General features: G+C 68.5%; 17 protein-coding genes. 9 read left to right on the top strand and 8 right to left on the bottom strand.

Features of this window, described 5'->3' with window-relative positions:
• Positions 1-11: 11 nt before the first annotated feature.
• Positions 12-1,802, top strand: coding sequence for a BCCT family transporter (locus tag G6N61_RS20525; protein ID WP_163920407.1), 1,791 nt, complete (start codon positions 12-14; stop codon positions 1,800-1,802).
• Here G6N61_RS20525 and G6N61_RS20520 read toward each other — a convergent pair.
• The 3 genes from G6N61_RS20520 to G6N61_RS20510 form a co-directional block, all read right to left on the bottom strand.
• A complete protein-coding gene (locus tag G6N61_RS20520; RefSeq protein ID WP_163920405.1) occupies positions 1,774-2,538 on the bottom strand; it encodes an alpha/beta hydrolase family protein in 765 nt (254 codons plus the stop codon). The two genes, G6N61_RS20525 and G6N61_RS20520, sit on opposite strands and share 29 nt — an antisense overlap.
• A 475-nt stretch (positions 2,539-3,013) precedes the next feature.
• The gene (locus G6N61_RS20515; protein ID WP_179973498.1) at positions 3,014-3,433 is read right to left on the bottom strand and encodes a pyridoxamine 5'-phosphate oxidase family protein; all 420 of its coding nucleotides are present in this window, start codon (positions 3,431-3,433) and stop codon (positions 3,014-3,016) included.
• A 72-nt stretch (positions 3,434-3,505) separates the two neighbouring features.
• Positions 3,506-5,719, bottom strand: coding sequence for a molybdopterin-containing oxidoreductase family protein (locus G6N61_RS20510; protein WP_235887216.1), 2,214 nt, complete (start codon positions 5,717-5,719; stop codon positions 3,506-3,508).
• Between the two features lie 92 nt (positions 5,720-5,811).
• On the opposite strand from G6N61_RS20510, the gene G6N61_RS20505 reads away from it, so the two are divergent.
• Positions 5,812-6,786: a DNA polymerase domain-containing protein gene (locus G6N61_RS20505; RefSeq protein ID WP_163920403.1), complete on the top strand. Its 975-nt coding sequence runs from the start codon at positions 5,812-5,814 to the stop codon at positions 6,784-6,786.
• A 1-nt stretch (position 6,787) separates the two neighbouring features.
• Here the strand turns inward: G6N61_RS20505 and G6N61_RS20500 are convergent, their stop codons facing one another.
• Together G6N61_RS20500 and G6N61_RS20495 are read right to left on the bottom strand one after the other, a co-directional pair.
• Positions 6,788-7,495 carry a cutinase family protein gene (locus G6N61_RS20500; RefSeq protein ID WP_163920401.1) on the bottom strand — a complete coding sequence of 236 codons (708 nt, stop codon included), beginning with the start codon at positions 7,493-7,495 and terminating at the stop codon, positions 6,788-6,790.
• A gap of 143 nt (positions 7,496-7,638) precedes the next feature.
• Positions 7,639-7,902, bottom strand: coding sequence for a hypothetical protein (locus G6N61_RS20495; protein WP_163920399.1), 264 nt, complete (start codon positions 7,900-7,902; stop codon positions 7,639-7,641).
• A gap of 81 nt (positions 7,903-7,983) precedes the next feature.
• Here G6N61_RS20495 and G6N61_RS20490 point away from each other — a divergent pair, with 81 nt between their 5' ends.
• The 3 genes from G6N61_RS20490 (at position 7,984) to G6N61_RS20480 (ending at position 10,309) form a co-directional block, all read left to right on the top strand.
• Positions 7,984-8,712 carry a TetR/AcrR family transcriptional regulator gene (locus tag G6N61_RS20490; protein WP_163920397.1) on the top strand — a complete coding sequence of 243 codons (729 nt, stop codon included), beginning with the start codon at positions 7,984-7,986 and terminating at the stop codon, positions 8,710-8,712.
• 98 nt (positions 8,713-8,810) lie between these two features.
• Positions 8,811-9,092 (top strand): GlsB/YeaQ/YmgE family stress response membrane protein, encoded by a 282-nt coding sequence (locus G6N61_RS20485; RefSeq protein WP_163920395.1) that lies wholly within the window; start codon positions 8,811-8,813, stop codon positions 9,090-9,092.
• A 56-nt stretch (positions 9,093-9,148) separates the two neighbouring features.
• Positions 9,149-10,309 (top strand): NAD(P)/FAD-dependent oxidoreductase, encoded by a 1,161-nt coding sequence (locus tag G6N61_RS20480; RefSeq protein WP_235887215.1) that lies wholly within the window; start codon positions 9,149-9,151, stop codon positions 10,307-10,309.
• Between the two features lie 6 nt (positions 10,310-10,315).
• On the opposite strand, the gene G6N61_RS20475 is transcribed toward G6N61_RS20480, so the two are convergent.
• The gene (locus G6N61_RS20475) at positions 10,316-10,453 is read right to left on the bottom strand and encodes a hypothetical protein (RefSeq protein WP_170314482.1); all 138 of its coding nucleotides are present in this window, start codon (positions 10,451-10,453) and stop codon (positions 10,316-10,318) included.
• A gap of 151 nt (positions 10,454-10,604) precedes the next feature.
• Between G6N61_RS20475 and G6N61_RS20470 the strand changes: the two genes are divergently transcribed.
• On the top strand, positions 10,605-11,321 hold the full coding sequence (locus G6N61_RS20470; RefSeq protein WP_163920393.1) for a GAF and ANTAR domain-containing protein: 717 nt from the start codon (positions 10,605-10,607) through the stop codon (positions 11,319-11,321).
• Between the two features lie 4 nt (positions 11,322-11,325).
• Positions 11,326-11,619, top strand: a complete 294-nt coding sequence (locus tag G6N61_RS20465) for a hypothetical protein (protein WP_179973497.1) — start codon at positions 11,326-11,328, stop codon at positions 11,617-11,619.
• A gap of 6 nt (positions 11,620-11,625) precedes the next feature.
• Here G6N61_RS20465 and G6N61_RS20460 read toward each other — a convergent pair whose 3' ends face one another.
• Positions 11,626-12,312 carry a GAF and ANTAR domain-containing protein gene (locus G6N61_RS20460; protein ID WP_163920391.1) on the bottom strand — a complete coding sequence of 229 codons (687 nt, stop codon included), beginning with the start codon at positions 12,310-12,312 and terminating at the stop codon, positions 11,626-11,628.
• Positions 12,313-12,430: 118 nt separating this feature from the next.
• Here G6N61_RS20460 and G6N61_RS20455 point away from each other — a divergent pair, with 118 nt between their 5' ends.
• Positions 12,431-13,525, top strand: coding sequence for a spore photoproduct lyase family protein (locus tag G6N61_RS20455; protein ID WP_163920389.1), 1,095 nt, complete (start codon positions 12,431-12,433; stop codon positions 13,523-13,525).
• 4 nt (positions 13,526-13,529) lie between these two features.
• On the opposite strand, the gene G6N61_RS20450 is transcribed toward G6N61_RS20455, so the two are convergent.
• Entirely contained in the window at positions 13,530-14,372 is an 843-nt protein-coding gene (locus tag G6N61_RS20450) for a cutinase family protein (RefSeq protein WP_235887214.1), read from the bottom strand.
• Between the two features lie 113 nt (positions 14,373-14,485).
• Between G6N61_RS20450 and G6N61_RS20445 the strand changes: the two genes are divergently transcribed.
• Entirely contained in the window at positions 14,486-15,412 is a 927-nt protein-coding gene (locus G6N61_RS20445; RefSeq protein WP_179973496.1) for an NAD(P)/FAD-dependent oxidoreductase, read from the top strand.
• The last annotated feature ends 1 nt before the right edge of the window (position 15,413 follow it).

Raw genomic sequence — 15,413 nt, 5'->3', positions numbered from 1 at the left:
GGGAGAACGACATGTCGCTAGATACGAACAGCGCCTCCGAACCGAAGTCCGTCCCGGTCACCGCAAGTGGGCCCGCCGGACCGGGGTCGGTCGGTCGAGGACGTCACCCGCTGGCACCGCTGACCGAGCGGGTCACCCCGGCCGAGGCGCACCCCGGCCGCGACTGGGTCGTCTTCGGCGTCACCGGCGTGCTGTCGATCGCCTTCGTCGTGTGGGGTCTGCTCGACACGTCGAGCCTTTCCACGGTGTCGGCGAACGCCAAGGAATCGCTGATCAAGAGCCTCGGCTGGTTCTTCGTCCTCGCCGCGAGCTTCTTCGTCGTCTACGTACTGTGGCTGGCCGCAAGCAAGTACGGCCGCATCCCCCTCGGCTGCGACGACGAGGAACCCGAGTTCCGCACGGTGTCCTGGATCGCGATGATGTTCAGTGCGGGCATGGGCATCGGCCTGATGTTCTGGGGTGTGGCCGAGCCGCTCAACCACTTCGTCACACCACCGCCGGGCACCAGCGAGGCGCAGTCCGACGAGGCGTTCCAGACCGCGATGGCGACCACGATGTTCCACTGGGGCCTGCACCCGTGGGCGATCTACGCGGTGGTCGGCCTGGCGATCGGTTACGGCATGTTCCGCAAGGGCCGCTCGGGGCTGCTGTCCGCGGCGTTCACGTCACTGTTCGGTGACCGCGCCAACGGCCCGGCAGGCAAGGTCATCGACATCCTTGCGATCTTCGCGACGGTGTTCGGGTCTGCCGCCTCCCTGGGCCTTGGAGCCCTGCAGATCGGAGACGGTCTGGAGTTCAACGGGTGGGTCGGCACCGTCGGCACCCCGATCCTGGTCTCGATCATCGCCGTGCTGACGATCGCGTTCGTGCTGTCCGCCGTGTCCGGCATCGCACGCGGCATCCAGTGGCTGTCGAACATCAACATGGTGCTCGCGCTCTTGCTGGCGCTGTTCGTGTTCGTCGCAGGCCCGACCCTGCTGATCCTCAACCTGATCCCCAGCGCGCTGGGCGATTACGTGCGGGACTTCGTTGCGATGAGTTCGCGCACCGACGCCAATGGTGACGCCGAACTCGCCGGCTGGCTCTCGGGCTGGACGATCTTCTACTGGGCATGGTGGGTCTCGTGGACGCCGTTCGTCGGCATGTTCATCGCACGGATCAGCCGCGGCCGCACCATCCGTCAGTTCGTCACCGGCGTCCTGCTGGTCCCGACGATGGTCAGCCTGGTGTGGTTCGCCATCTTCGGTGGTTCGGCCATCGAGCGGCAGCGCACGTTCGGCGATCTCGTCGACGCCGACGGCGCCGTCGACAGCACCGGCTCGCTGTTCAAGCTGCTCGACACGATGCCGCTGGCGGGTATCACCACCGTGCTGGTGATGGTGCTGGTGGCGATCTTCTTCATCTCGGGCGCCGACGCCGCATCGATCGTGATGGGCTCGCTGTCGGAGCGTGGCTCACACGATCCGCGGCGCGGCACCGTGGTGTTCTGGGGAATCCTGACCGGCGCGGTCGCGGCGATCATGCTGATCATCGGTGGTGGCGGAGCAGACGCCTTGACCGGCCTGCAGGACCTGACGATCGTGGCTGCCGTTCCGTTCGTGCTCGTGATGGTGTTGCTCTGCGTGGCCCTGTACAAGGACCTGCGCACCGACCGGATCGTCGCCGTCGACAGGCGGAGCACCGAACTGGTCGAGCGTGCGGTCGTCACCGGCGCGGGGCAGTACGGTGACGACTTCGAACTCGTCACCGCCGAGTCCCGCGACACCGATCCACCTACAGGTAAGGGTCAGCCCACGCGCTGACGATCCGGGCCGCCCGTGCGGCCTGGTTCTTGCCGGTGAGTAGGTGGTCGGCGCCCTCGAGCGATACGAAGCTGCGGGGGTGGCGCGCCGCCTGGAAGATGTCGCTGGCGTTGGCGATCCCGACGGTGTTGTCGGTCGGCGAGTGCATCACCAGTAGCGCCCGTCGCAGCGTGCGGATCTTCTCGGTGAGGTCTGCGGCCCGGACGTCCTCGATGAAGTGCTTCTTGAGGGTGAGCGCCTTGCCGCCGACCGGGAACGGCGCCTCGCCCTCGGCCTCGATCCGCTCAAGCAGGGCGTCGTAGTTGTGCTCGACGTGCGCGGGATCGTAGGGCGCCCCGACGCTCGCGACCGCTGCGACGGTGTCGCATTCGCGCGCCGCGGCGATCGCTGCCGCGCCACCGAACGAGTGCCCGACGAGCAGACGCACCTCGCGGCCGGAGTCGTTCATGTACTCGACGGCGCGCACGGTGTCGGCGACCTTGTGCGAGAACGAGCCGTCACCCCAGTCCCCGTCTGAGCCACCCAGGCCGAGGTTGTCGAAGCGGAGCATGCCGATGCCCTCGCTCGCGAGTTGCTTGCACATGCGGCTCGCGGCGGGGCAGTCCTTGCCGAGGGTGAAGCCGTGAGCGAAGACGCCCCAGCCGCGGACTGAATCGCGGCCGGAGCCCGCGGGCACGTCGATGGTGCCGGCCAGTTCGGGGCCGGTGGTGCTGGGGAATCGAACGCGCTCTGCCACGCGGACATCCTCTCACCGGGGACGGCCCACCCGTCCCGCGTCGAGTGTGAAACTCACGACGTCAGATGGGCTAAAGCGTCGTCACGTTCACACTCGCCGGCTGCAAGGCGGGCGCGACTGTGTGGGTTCTGAATGCAAACCCGAGAACCCGCGTGCACAACCCCCACACTCGGCGCGACCCCACCCGTTCCGCGTCGAGTGTGAAACTCACGACGTCAAACGGGCCTGAAGCGTCGTCACGTTCACACTCGCCGGCTGCAAGGCCGGCGTCGACTGTGTGGTTTTTGAATGCAAAGCCCGAGAACCCGCGTGCACAACCCCCACACTCGGCGGGACCCCGCGCATTCCGCGTCGAGTGTGAAACTCACGACGTCAAATGGGCCTAAAGCGTCGTCACGTTCACACTCGCCGGCTGCAAGGCCTGAAGCGTCGCCACGTTCACACTCGCCCCTGCAAGGCCGCGCGACGCAACCCCCTACTCCTTCGAGTAGTCGCTGCTCAGCCAGCGCTCGGGGCGCATGCGGATGATCACCGAGTCCGGGTTCAGGCTCTGTTCCGCAAACGCCCGGCCGTCCTCCTCACCGAGGTACCGCACCGCGATCGCGAGGCCGGTCGCCTCGTCGGCGGGGTCGATCGACGTCACCGGGCCCTCGGCGGTCACGTACCGGTAGGGCGGCTCCTCGACCTGAACGGTGATCGTGAAGCGGCCTGCCGCGCGGATCAGCTTCTCCTTGACCGACCCCGCGTCGGTCCACAGCACCACGTCGCCGCCGGGCTCGTAGGCGTACCAGATCGGCACGGCGAGCGGCGCGCGATCCTCACGCTCGACGGCGATCACGCCCACGTGCAATTCCGCCAGGAACGCCTCGCGCTCCTCGTTGGTCATCTTCGCCATCGTCGGTCCCCTTCGCTGTCGGCCGTCGTGTGATGCAACCCACAGCAGGGCGACCCGATTCCCCGAGCGAGGTCAGCCGGTGCGCGGGGTGACGCGCACCGGGATGTTGCCCTGGCGTGGCAGGCCGGAGATCGCGTCGTACTCGAAGTCGGTGGGGACCAGCCGACCGACGTTACTTCCCCGTTCGCGAACCTCGTCGTCCTCCGACGGCAGCCCACCGAACGCGTGGTGCATGGCGATCACGTCGCGGCGCAGGGTGTCGTCGGCCTCGACGACGCTGGGGATGAAGTCGTGCGGCGACGTGACGGTTACCAGATCTCCGGACGCCAGGCCCAGGGCATCGATGGCGTCGGGGTGCATGTACGCCGGGTTGTAGGGCTTGCCGCCGTTGAGCTTGGCGAGGTTGGTGCCCGAGGAGTTCATGAAGCTGCCGTGCCGTCGCGGGATGAGCCGCAGCGGGAATGCCGTGTCACCGCGGGCGGTGTCGAAGTCCTCGGCCATGACGTCGACGAGTTCGGCGAGCATGACGGCGTTGCCGACGTCGAGACGGTCGGTGCAGTCGGGATCACGCTCGGCGACCACGGCGTCGACGTCGAACACCTTGCCGTGCGGGTGGGCGGCGACGTCGGCGAGCGGGACGCGGGAGTTCGCGCACATCTGCTCGAACAGCTCCTCGGTCGTGAGCTGGGTGTCGCCGTCCATTGTCACGACCACCGGAGGCGACTCCATGAACCGGCCGCCGCCGGCGCCGAAGAAGTTGACGAAGAACATCTGCAGGTCCATGCGCTTGGCCAAGCCCAGGAAGAACTTCCACTCCTCCATCAGGTCGCTGCCCTCGGGCGGGTCGACCAGCCGCGGCGCGTACTGCGCGTAGGCGGCCGGGATGCCGGTGCCGCTGGCGTAGTACTTGATGAGTTCGCTGCCCTGGGTCATGGCCGGCGTCTCCATCTGCATCATCGGTGCGATGACGTAGTCCGCGAGCCGCGACGTCAGCGACATCTCGGTGTCGAGCGTGACCAGTAGGTCGAGAGACTCCAACGCGCGGTGGGTCTTTCGCTGATCCGGCCAGGCCGCCATCGGATTGCCGCCGACGCAGATCAGTGCCCTGACGCGGCCCTCGCCCTCCAACAGGATCTCGTCGGCCAGCGCGGCGGTCGGCATGCCTGCCACCGTGTCGGTGAGCCCACGCACGCGCAACCGCTCGCCGTAACCCCAACCCTCGTAGGGCGGGTGCGCCTGCGCCTTGGCGGTGTAGGCGGGCATCAGCGTGTTCGGGCGGGTGACGCGTTCGCCTGCGCGCTGCCATCGACCGCAGATCGTCGTCAGGCACAGGCACAGATACTCGAGCAGGTTTCCGTGCAGCCCGAAGTTGGCGCCGGTACCGGCGTTCACCATGCCGCGGCGGTCGCCGAACGTGGCGAACAGTCGTGCCGCGTCGATCAGCTGCTCGACCGGGACGTCGGCGCGCTGGGCAACGTACTGCGGCGTGAACTCCGCGACGGCCGACGCCAGCTCATCGAAGCCTGCGACGTGCTCGGCGAGGAAGTCGTTGTCGCACAGCCCCTCTCGGATGATCAGGTTGATCATCCCGGCGATGATCGCGACGTCCTCGCCCGGGCGGGGCTGGATGTGGATGGCTGCGCGCGCCGCGGTCTGCGACCGGCGCGGGTCGATGACGACGAGCTTCATCCCCCGGCCGATGGCGGCCCGCAGGTTCTGGCCGGGGTTCTGGCCTGGGATGCCGATCGCCTTGGACACCAGGGGGTTGGTCCCGACGAGCATCCAGCTGTCGGCCTCGTCGAACGGGACGTCCCCGCCCAGCCAGTGCCCGTGGGCGGCCAGCGCGATCTGCTTGCCCGGCTGATCGATCGTGTTGGCGGTGAAGAACATCGGCGATTCGATGGCGCGGATGAACGCATTGGCGGTCAGCGGACTCGCCGGGTACGGCAGACAGTTCGTGCCGATGTAGAGCGCCACCGAGCGAGGCCCGTAGGTGTCGATGAGGTGTCGTAGCCGTTCGGCGATCTCGTCGGTCGCGCGTTCGGCGTCGATCGCCGCGTACGTCCCGTCCGGTTGGCGCTTCTGGCTGTGCAGCAGGCGCGCCGGGTTGTTGTGGATGTCCGGCAGTGCCCGACCCTTGCTGCACGTGTAGCCCTTGAACATCGGGTTGTCGGGGTCGCCGGTCACCTTCGCGAGCCTGCCGTCGACGACGGTGGCCAGCACCCCGCAGTGCGCGGAGCAGATGCGGCAGATGCCCGGCCGCGTGGTCGTTCCTGGCATGCTCATGCGCGCGATGCTAGGCGAGTGCCCAGCACGGAGTGCGGGAATCGGCCGCGTCGTCACACTCGGGTCATCCAGGACCGGCTTACCCTGGGGCGATGAGCGTGTCCGAGCAGCGCGCCGGGGTCGACCTGACCAACCTCGATCAGACGCTGGGTCCCGACGCCGGCGCCACCAAGCGCGACCTGGTCGACTATCTCGACGCAGTGTCGGACCGGATGTTGCCTGGGCTCGCCGGCCGACCGTTGACGGTGCTGCGAGCGTTGCGCGGCCGGGCGCCGTTCATGCAGAAGAACGCGTCGAAGTACACCCCCGACTGGATCAAGACGGTGACCATCTGGGCAGAGGCGTCGCACCGCGAAGTGCACTATCCGCTGTGCGACGACCGGCGGACCCTGCTGTGGCTGGCGAACCAGCGAGCGATCGAGTACCACCCGACGCTGGGCCTCGCGGAGAACGTCTACCGGCCCACGCACCTCGTGCTGGACCTGGACCCGCCGGGCGACGGACCGTTCAGCGCGGTCGTCGCCGTCGCCCACCTGGTGCACCAGGCGCTACGGGACTCCGGCCTCGCTGGTGCCGTGAAGACTAGCGGCGCCAAGGGAATTCACGTCTTCGTGCCCATCGACGACTCGGCACCCGTCGAGGACGTCGCCGCTGCGACGCGTGCGTTGGCCGCCCGGGCCGAGGCGCTGGACCCGAGCATCGCGACGACCGCGTTCATCGTCGAAGACCGCGAGGGCAAGGTGTTCGTCGACTCGACGCGCGCCGGGGGTGCCACCGTCGCCGCCGCCTACAGCCCGCGCTTACGGCCGGGCACGCCGGTGTCGTTCCCACTGGACTGGTCAGATCTCGACGACGTGGCACCGCCCGACTTCACCGTGCACACGGCACTGGCCGCGCTGGGCGACCGCGACCCGTGGAACGACGCGATGCCCGCGCCGCAGCGACTGCCGGATGACCTCATCGAGCAGGGGCGCGAGATTCCGGTGGCCCGGGTGGCCGCAATGCACGAGGGCAAGCGACGCGCCCGGGCCCGTCGCGACGCCGAAGACGACGACGCCGGGGCCTGACTCAGAGGCGGCCGACCGCGTAGGCGGCGCCTTGGTTCACCAGACCACTCGGGCCGTACAGGCCGTGAGCGATCGAGGGCAGCCCGTTGAAGTTGCCCTCGCAGATGTTGTCGCCGGCGTTGCACAGGTCGAGCGTCTTGGGCTGGAACAGCGGGCCGATCTCGATGGCGGGCGCGCCGTACTTGTCCAGGAACTGTCCCGACGGCTTGCCGAACAGCACCACTGCGGCGACGTTGTCGGCGACCTCCGCCGACAGCGGCGCGGGAACCAAGTCGGCGGGCACGCCCGCGGGCACCGACGCCGACGTCGTGAAGCCGGTGACGACGGCGCCCTGGGAGTAGCCCCCCAGGATCAGCCGGGTGTTGGGGCAGTTGGCCGCCATGAACTCGACGCGCTGCCCCTCGTCGCGGACGCCGTCGATGACGGTCCGCGCGAACGCCTCGCGGTCGTCGAAGTTGCTGCCAGCGGCATAGTTGACGGCGTATTCGCCGACCGACCGACCGCCGGCCTGTACGCGTACCGAGTCGAGGAACTGTTGGCCGACGCCGCCCACGCCTGGCTGTTCAGCGGTACCGCGGGCGAAGATCACCTCGGCATCGGGGCAGGGCACCGGCTCGGCGGAGGCCGCCGGAGCGAGCGCACCCAGCGTCACGGCCCAGACACCGGTGGCCGCCATCGCCAGTGAGCGAACGAATCGTCGACCTGTCATTCGGGAACTCCTCTTCACGCGTTCCGGCGACGGATGCCGCCCACGCGATCAATACCCGAGGCTGAACTGGTCAAACCGCGTGACGCGGTCCGGCCGGTGACGTCGTTGGCTCGAGTGAGGCACCCGCAGACAGCAACGCCGAGCTAGCCGGCTGCCAGTTGCCGCGTCGCGACGTAGCGCCGTACCCAATCCGGCGAGTAGAACTCACCGAACCGGCGGGGGTCGTCGATCACCTCGTCGGCCCACTGCCCGTCGGTGTCCGCCGTGACTGCCACGGGACCGACGAAGATGTTGCCGCTAAAGGTCACGTCGCGCGGGCCCGACGGGGTCTGGAGCCGGACGCGATAGCTGACGTATCCGCCTTCGCCGGCGATGCGCTCGATCTCGCGTACGCGTGCGTCATCCACTGCTACGGCCCCCTAGTCGTCTCGACCACATTCCGACATCGGGTGCCTTATGGTCAACGGTGTTGACATAAGGGGACCGAGATGACCGAGGCGACGACGCCGAATCGGCAGCCTGCTACGGGCAAGCGCCGCAGGCGGACGCGATCCGGGACCGACCTGTCCCGCGACGTCTACATCGACTCGGCGGTGAACCTGATCGAGATGCGGGGCGTGGGGGTGCTGAGCGCTCGCACGCTCGCCGCGGCGGTCGGCGCCGACCCGACCGCGCTCTACCGCTACTTCACCGGGATCGACGACGTCCTGCTCGCAGTCGCCGACCGGATGATCGGCATTGCGCTCGACCGCTGGACGCCCACGGACGACTGGCTCACCTCGCTTGCCAACCTGGCACGGGCGCTGTACCGCGTGTACGCCAACGAGTTTCCGCTCACCGGAACGGCGATCGCCACCCGAACCACCGGACTGCCCAACGAGATACGCGCCGTCGAGATCACGATCGGGCTGCTGCGCGACGGCGGGTTCGACGTGGAGGCGGCGACGCGATGGTTCAGGTCGCTGTCGGACTTCCTGCTCGGTCAAGCGATGCTCGACGGCGCGTTCACGGCGCTGCCGCAGCAGATCCAGGACGCCGACCACGACACGTGGCGCGGACTACCCGAGAGACTGACACCCGACGACACCCCGCACGCCGAAGCCGCCGCCCACCACCTGCGTTCGATGATGCTCGAGTCGTCGTTCGAGGCATCCTTGGAGTTGATCCTCGCCGGCCTCGGCGTCATGGCCCGCACCTCGACAGAAGGCGGCGCCTAGAAGACGTTCGCTTGGGCAGGGGTATCCGCCACTGAAACCGGGTACTTCGGTGCCTGCACAGCGGAGCGGTTCCGCTGACCTACCTTCAGGAGTAAGTCGTGATCGGAACAATCATCGGCGCCATCGTCGTCGGACTCATCGTGGGCGCCCTCGCCCGACTGGTCATGCCCGGTAAGCAGAACATCGGCGTGGTGGTGACGGTTCTGCTCGGTGTCCTCGGCTCGACTATCGGGTCTTGGTTGACCTACGACCTACTAGGTTATGACGGCTTCGCGATCGTTCCGTTCTTGGTCGGCGTCATCTTGGCCGTCATACTTATCGCTGCCTACCTCGGCATCACCGGCAAGCGCAGCAGCCGCGGTAACACCGTGCGGCGCTGAACATCAGCTCTCAGGAGGCGTCGGCCACCCGCCCTGACGGGTGGTCCGACGTCCTGGTGATCGGCGGCGGCAATGCCGGGATCAGCGCTGCGGCGCGGTTCCTGCGCAAAGGCGTCTCGAGCGTTGCCGTGGTCGAACCTCAACTCGTCCACACCTACCGCCCGCTGCTGTCCTACGTCGGCGGCGGCCAAGCGGCGTTGCGCACCGCCGAGCGGACCCAGCGATCGGTGACGCCCACGGGCTGTACGTGGATTCAGGACTCTGCGGTGGCCGTCGACCCCGACGCCCGCACGGTCACCCTCGCCTCGGGCCGGGTGCACGGTTACCGGGACCTCGTCCTCGGCGCCGGGTTGGTGCCCGACGACGAGGCGCTTCCCGGCATCGCAGAAGCGCTGCGCAGCCCAGCCATGGCGAGCAACTACCTCGACCATGCGGAGGAGACCTGGGACCTGGTCCGAGAGATGCGGACGGGGCGCGCGGTGTTCACCGTTCCGCGGCCACCGGTCAGCTGCACCGGGACCACCATCAAGCCGCTGTTCCTCGCTGCCGCGCACTGGAAGCGCGCCGGGCGCCTCGCCGACATCGACATCACCTTGATCGTCGACCGGGCCGGTCTCGTCGACGTGCCCGACCTCGACGTCCGGCTGAGCCGCTGCCTCGAAGAGCTGAATGTCGAGGTGCTGCACCGCACCTCGGTCACCGCGCTCGATCCAGGACGGAACGAACTGACCGCCGCGGGTCCGGACGGTGAACGACTCGTGTCCTACGATCTGCTGCACCTGGTGCCCCCGTTCCGCGGGCCGACGTGGCTCGCGAACTCAGGCCTGACCGACTCCGACCGGCACGACGTCGTCGATGTCGACCCCCGCACGTTCAGGCACCGCACCCACCCCGACGTCTGGGCGGTGGGCGACGGTGCCGGTGTCGAGACGGACCCGTCCGGCGGGGCGCTGCGCCGACAGGTCAAGATCCTGGTGGACAACGTGCTCGCCGCCCGTACGGGCGGATCGATGAGCGGATACGACGGGTACACGGTCGCCCCGGTCGCGACCGACGCGCACCTACTGATCGCAGGCGAGTTCGACCGCTCAGGGAAGGTGACGTCGTCACTGCCGTCCTTCGTTGACCCGCTCAAGCCGAGGCGCGTCGCGTGGGCGTTCGACCGGTACGGGCTGCCCCAGACGTACTGGAACCTGATCTTGAAGGGCCGGGTCTGATACCGGCTACTCGTCGTCGCGGTCGGTTTCGGTGAGTTCCGGCGCCAGTTCTCGAGTCGCCATGCCGCCCTCGCGGCCATGATCCACGGGCCCTGGCGGATCGATCTTGGCCTCTTGTTCGTCGTGCGATGAATCCTTCGGCATGATTTCTCTCCTTCGTCACCTCGGGTACTACCCTCGATCGGCGTCCCCCAAAGACGAACGGGCCCTGACGTTTGCGGATCAGCGGCGGTGGTACCCATTCGTCCCGGCGTTTCCCAGGCAAACACCGGTAGTTCAGAAGGATGATCGTTCAGTGACCGCAGGACCCACCCCCGCCGACGAACTGGCGGCCGTCTTCGCGCATCTATCGGGAATCCTCCTCACCGAGGCGACGGTGAAGAGTGCCCTGGAGACCCTCACGTCGCTGACTGCCAACACCATCGGCAACAGCATCGGTGCCGGCATCAGCCTGTTGTCCGCCGACGGCAAGCGCACTTCCTCGGCGGCGACGGATCCGTTGGTCGAGCGCCTCGACGACCTGCAGTACGACCTCGATCAGGGCCCCTGCCTCAGTTCGTGGCGGGAGCTGGCGGCGTTCCGGTCCGACGGCAGGGAAGACGAAGGCCGTTGGCCCGCATGGGTTCCGCGGGCCCGGGAGCTGGGCATGCGCTCGTTCCTCAGCGCACCGCTGATCCACGCAGACAAGGCCTACGGCGCGATGAAGGTCTACTCGACACAACTCGACGCGTTCGACGAGCAAGACGAAGACCTGCTGCGGCGCTTCGGCGAGCAAGCGGCGATCTTCGTCGGGAACGTCCAGACGGTCGAAGCCGCAACCCGCGTCAGCGACAGCCTCAAGGAGACGCTGCGCATCCGTGACGTCGTGGCCACGGCGCGCGGAATCGTGATGGCGCGCCGCCAGGTGAGTTCCGAGGATGCGCTCCGCGAACTCATGGCCGACTCCCACAGGACGCGACGATCACTGCGCGACGTCGCCGAATCCGTCGTCGACTCCGTTACGGATGAGTGAACTCGTGACGACACAGCACGGCCTGAACGCACGCTTCCAGATGGCACTCGAGGCGGCCAGCCTCACCGTCGACGAGTTGTGGCTGCGGTACTTCAGCATGGGTGGGGAGGCGGGACGATTCGAACTCGACGCCTACCTCAACGGGGCGATCGCGCTGCCGCCGATCCAGCACGACGTCGTCGCCCACGTGATCAACGAACGGCTCGACGAGATCGCCCCGCCCCGCGCGCCCTACAGCGACGACTTCGTGCAGGCACGTCTCGAGGAGCCGACCGACGAGCGTGACGAGACGTCGTAGCCCAAGTCAGCTGCCGCGTGTGTTGACGACGCCTTCGGCGACCTCTACCAGCGGAGTATTGCTTTCCTGGGAGAGTCGACGCAGCATGTCGAACGCCCGCATGTCGTCGACCCCGAAACGCTCCATGATGATGCCCTTGGCCTGGCCGATTCGATCCCTCGTGTTGAGGGCCGAGTGGAGTTGCTCACCCTGACGATTGGCGATGATCGCCGCGGCAGCATGAGCGGCGAGCACCGACCCGACGGTCTGCTGATCGACGGTCCAGTTCATGGGCTCGAAGCCGAAGAGGTTGAGTGCACCCGCGGTTCGCTCGTTCGTGTACAGCCGGAACGACATTCCGCTCAGGACACCCAGATTCGCCACGGCCGCCGAGTAGGCGGGCCACCGCATCTCGTTCCGGAAGTCCTCGGTGCGGAGCATGACGTCGTCGAGCGCGGCGTCCATGCACGGCCCCTCCTTCAGCATGTGCTGAAGTGCGTCGAGTTCGTGCGGCAGATCGGTAGTCCCAGCGTGGGATTCGAACTTTCCGCCCTTGGTGATCAGCAGGATGCCTGCGGTGTCCACACCGGGGATCAGCTCCACTGCGGCCTCCGTCACCTCCGAGAAGATCTCCTCGGCGGAGCGGGGCGCCGCGACGGCGCGAGCCAGTTCGGCCATGCGCACGGCGAGATCGTGACTCCTAGGCTCGGACACGAGAGGCAGGCTGCCCCTACTTCGCCATTCCAAACACTTCGACCAGTGACATCGGGGTAGGACACACCACACGTGCTGCCGGAACAGCGTCAAGATCACACTCGTTGAACCGAGCACGATGACCTCAGCCACCACGTCCACCACCCCCACCCTCTGGACCCCGGCCCGCGTCCTGGTCACCAGGTCGGCAGCCGAACTGCCCCACGGCGCGGAGATCGTGGCGCGGTGCGAGGCGGCAGGTGTCCCCGACATCCAGTTGCTGTCCGGCGACCGGCTCCCGACGTCTCGCGGCGAGGACGACCGGGCCACCTATGCTCTGGCCAAGCGCACGTTGGCGGTCGTGGTCGCACCGCCGTCGAAGCGAAAGCTGCAGCCCATCCCGCCCAGCGCGGACTGGCGCATCGACCTCGCCGAGGGTTGCCCCGGGCACTGTCAGTACTGCTATCTGGCCGGCTCGCTGTCCGGGCCGCCGATCACCCGCGTGTACGCCAACCTGCCGGAGATCCTCTCGGAGATGGACGGGCATGTCGGCCGCGGCACCATCACGTCGGCGTCCGACGACCGAGCCGACGAGGGCACCACCTTCGAGGCGTCCTGCTACACCGACCCCCTCGCGCTGGAACACCTCACGGGGTCGCTGTCGACGACGATCGCCCACGTCGGCGAGCATGACTGGGCCTCACCCGTCGGGCTGCGCTTCACGACCAAGTACGACAACGTCGCACCGCTGCTCGACCTGCCGCATCACGGCCGCACCCGGGTGCGGGTATCGGTGAACGCCGACGAGGTCGCGGGCCGGTTCGAGGGAGGGACGGCACGGTTGCCCAGGCGCATCGTCGCCCTGCGCAGCCTGGCGCTGGCGGGATACCGGGTGGGGCTCACCATCGCCCCGATCATGCCGATCCCCGATTGGCGGGAGGGTTACGGCCGGTTGCTCGCCGACGTCGCCGCCGCGGTGGCCGACGTTCCCGACCTCGACCTGACCGTCGAGTGCATCACCCACCGGTTCACGGCGGGCAGCAAGGACGTGCTGACGAGCTGGTATCCCCGCACCAAGCTGGAGATGGACGAGGGTTCGCGTACCCGGAAGTTCGGCAAGTACGGCTCGGCGAAGTACGTCTATCCGAAGGAGACGATGGCCGACCTCAAGTCGTGGTTCGCAGCCGAGTTGGCCGCCACGCTGCCCGCCGCGCGGACGCTGTACTGGACCTGACCGGTCAGCCGCCCTGCGCGCTGAGCGACACGTCCGCGCTCGGCGCGGCAGCCGCGTTCATCACCAGCTGGTAGAGCGGTGCGCCCCATGCGTGGGCGCCGCTTTCGGCGGGCGCGTAGGCGGTGTGGATCGCGAGGTCGGTCGCCGTCAATTCACTGGTGGCCGGGTCGTAGTCGCAGACCGGGTCGCCGACGTCGCACACGCTGATCGTGCGCGCGCCGATCGCAGGCGGAAGCGGCGAGGTGTTCGTGTCGGCCAGGAACGAGTGCTCCTGCGCGACGCCGTGCCCGATGCCCGGGGCGACGGCCGCCGAACCCATCGGGATGGTGGTGTCTACGGGCAGGCGGTCACCGTCGGCGACCAGCAGCGCCGCCGCGACATGCGGATCATCGGCGAGGTCGTAGAGGTTGCGGTGCACCACCATGGCGCCCTGGGAGTAGCCGGCAAGGACGACCTTCGTGTTCGGGCACCGCTCGGTGAACGCCTCGAACTGTGCTGCGGTCGCGTCGGTGCCGACCTTGACGCTGTCCATGAAACCCAGCCAGCCGCCGATGCCGCCGTCGAGCGGGACCGGCGCGGCCGGGTACTGCACGGCCTCAGCGGTCATCGTGTAGCCGCTCGCGGCGAGTTCGGACTCGAGTTGCTCGTAGGACTGGTAGACGACGTCGCCCATCCCGCCGTTCTGCGTCAGCTTCGCACCGTCGCGCTGACCGGAGCCGGCAGCGCCCATCCAGTGGAAGTCGGCGCATCCGGCCGGGCCGGCGGGTGCGGCGGCAGCAGTGCCGGTGGCCAGCCCACCGAGGGCCACACCGGCCACGACGACGGCCATGCCAAGACGACGAATCACTTCGAGTTCCCTCCAACCCTGGCGGCAGGCCGTGCTCGGTGGCGCTGCCGCGTCAGACGGTTCATCGTCGACTTGCCGCTCAGGTGTTACAGGAGGTGTCTACCGTGGGACCCGTGTCACAACGTGTCGCGGTCGTCGGAGCGGGCCTCTCGGGTGCGTCCTGCGCGCAGGCGTTGCTCGACCACGGCGTCGCGGTCGACCTGATCGAGCGGGGCAGGGCGCCGGGCGGCCGGATGGCGTCGCCCACCGTGCAGGGTCGGCGGGTCGACGTGGGCGCGGCGTACTTCACCGCCAAGGAGCCCCTCTTCAGCGCCGTGGTCGACCGCTGGGTGACCGATGGGCTGGCGCGGCCGTGGACCGACGCCTTCGACGTGTTCTCCTCCGACGGCCACCGCAGGTCGGAGGGTCCGATGCGCTACGCGACACCCGACGGGCTCCGCTCACTGGTCCGGGCGACGCTGCCCGCCGAGGTCCGCCTCACCACCGAGGTCGGCTCGCTCGACGAGCTGGATCACGACGCCGTGGTGCTGGCGATGCCCGATCCGCAGGCAGCGCGACTGGCGCCCGACGCCGCGGACTGGGTGTCCTATGAACCCGTCATCGCCGTCGCGGCGGGGTGGGAACGGCACTGCTGGCAGCTACCTGACGCGGCATTCGTCAACGACGATCCGGACATCGCCTTCGTCGCCGACGACGGCTCACGGCGTGGCGACGGCGCTGCCGTGCTGGTCGCGCACACCACCGCCCAACGGGCGCGGGCACACCTCGAGAACCCGCCCGGCGCAGCGGCACCGGTGCTCGAGGCGCTGCGCCGGGCCCTGGGCGTCGACGTCGAACCGCAGTGGACGCACGCGCACCGCTGGACCTTCGCCAAGCCGTCGGGGACGCACGGCGACGATGCATTCGGGCTCACCTCGCTGGGCGGAAGGCCGCTCGGGCTCTGTGGTGATTCCTGGTGCCCGTCGGGTGCGCCGAGGGTCGAATCGGCCTGGCTGTCGGGCCGGGCGCTGGGCGTCGCACTCGCGGGTCGGCTCCGCTAGC

This window comes from Mycolicibacterium arabiense (assembly GCF_010731815.2).
GTDB classification, from domain to species: Bacteria; Actinomycetota; Actinomycetes; order Mycobacteriales; family Mycobacteriaceae; genus Mycobacterium; species Mycobacterium arabiense.
Note: the sequence above shows the minus strand (reverse complement) of the source record. Positions and strands in the feature narration are given on the sequence as shown.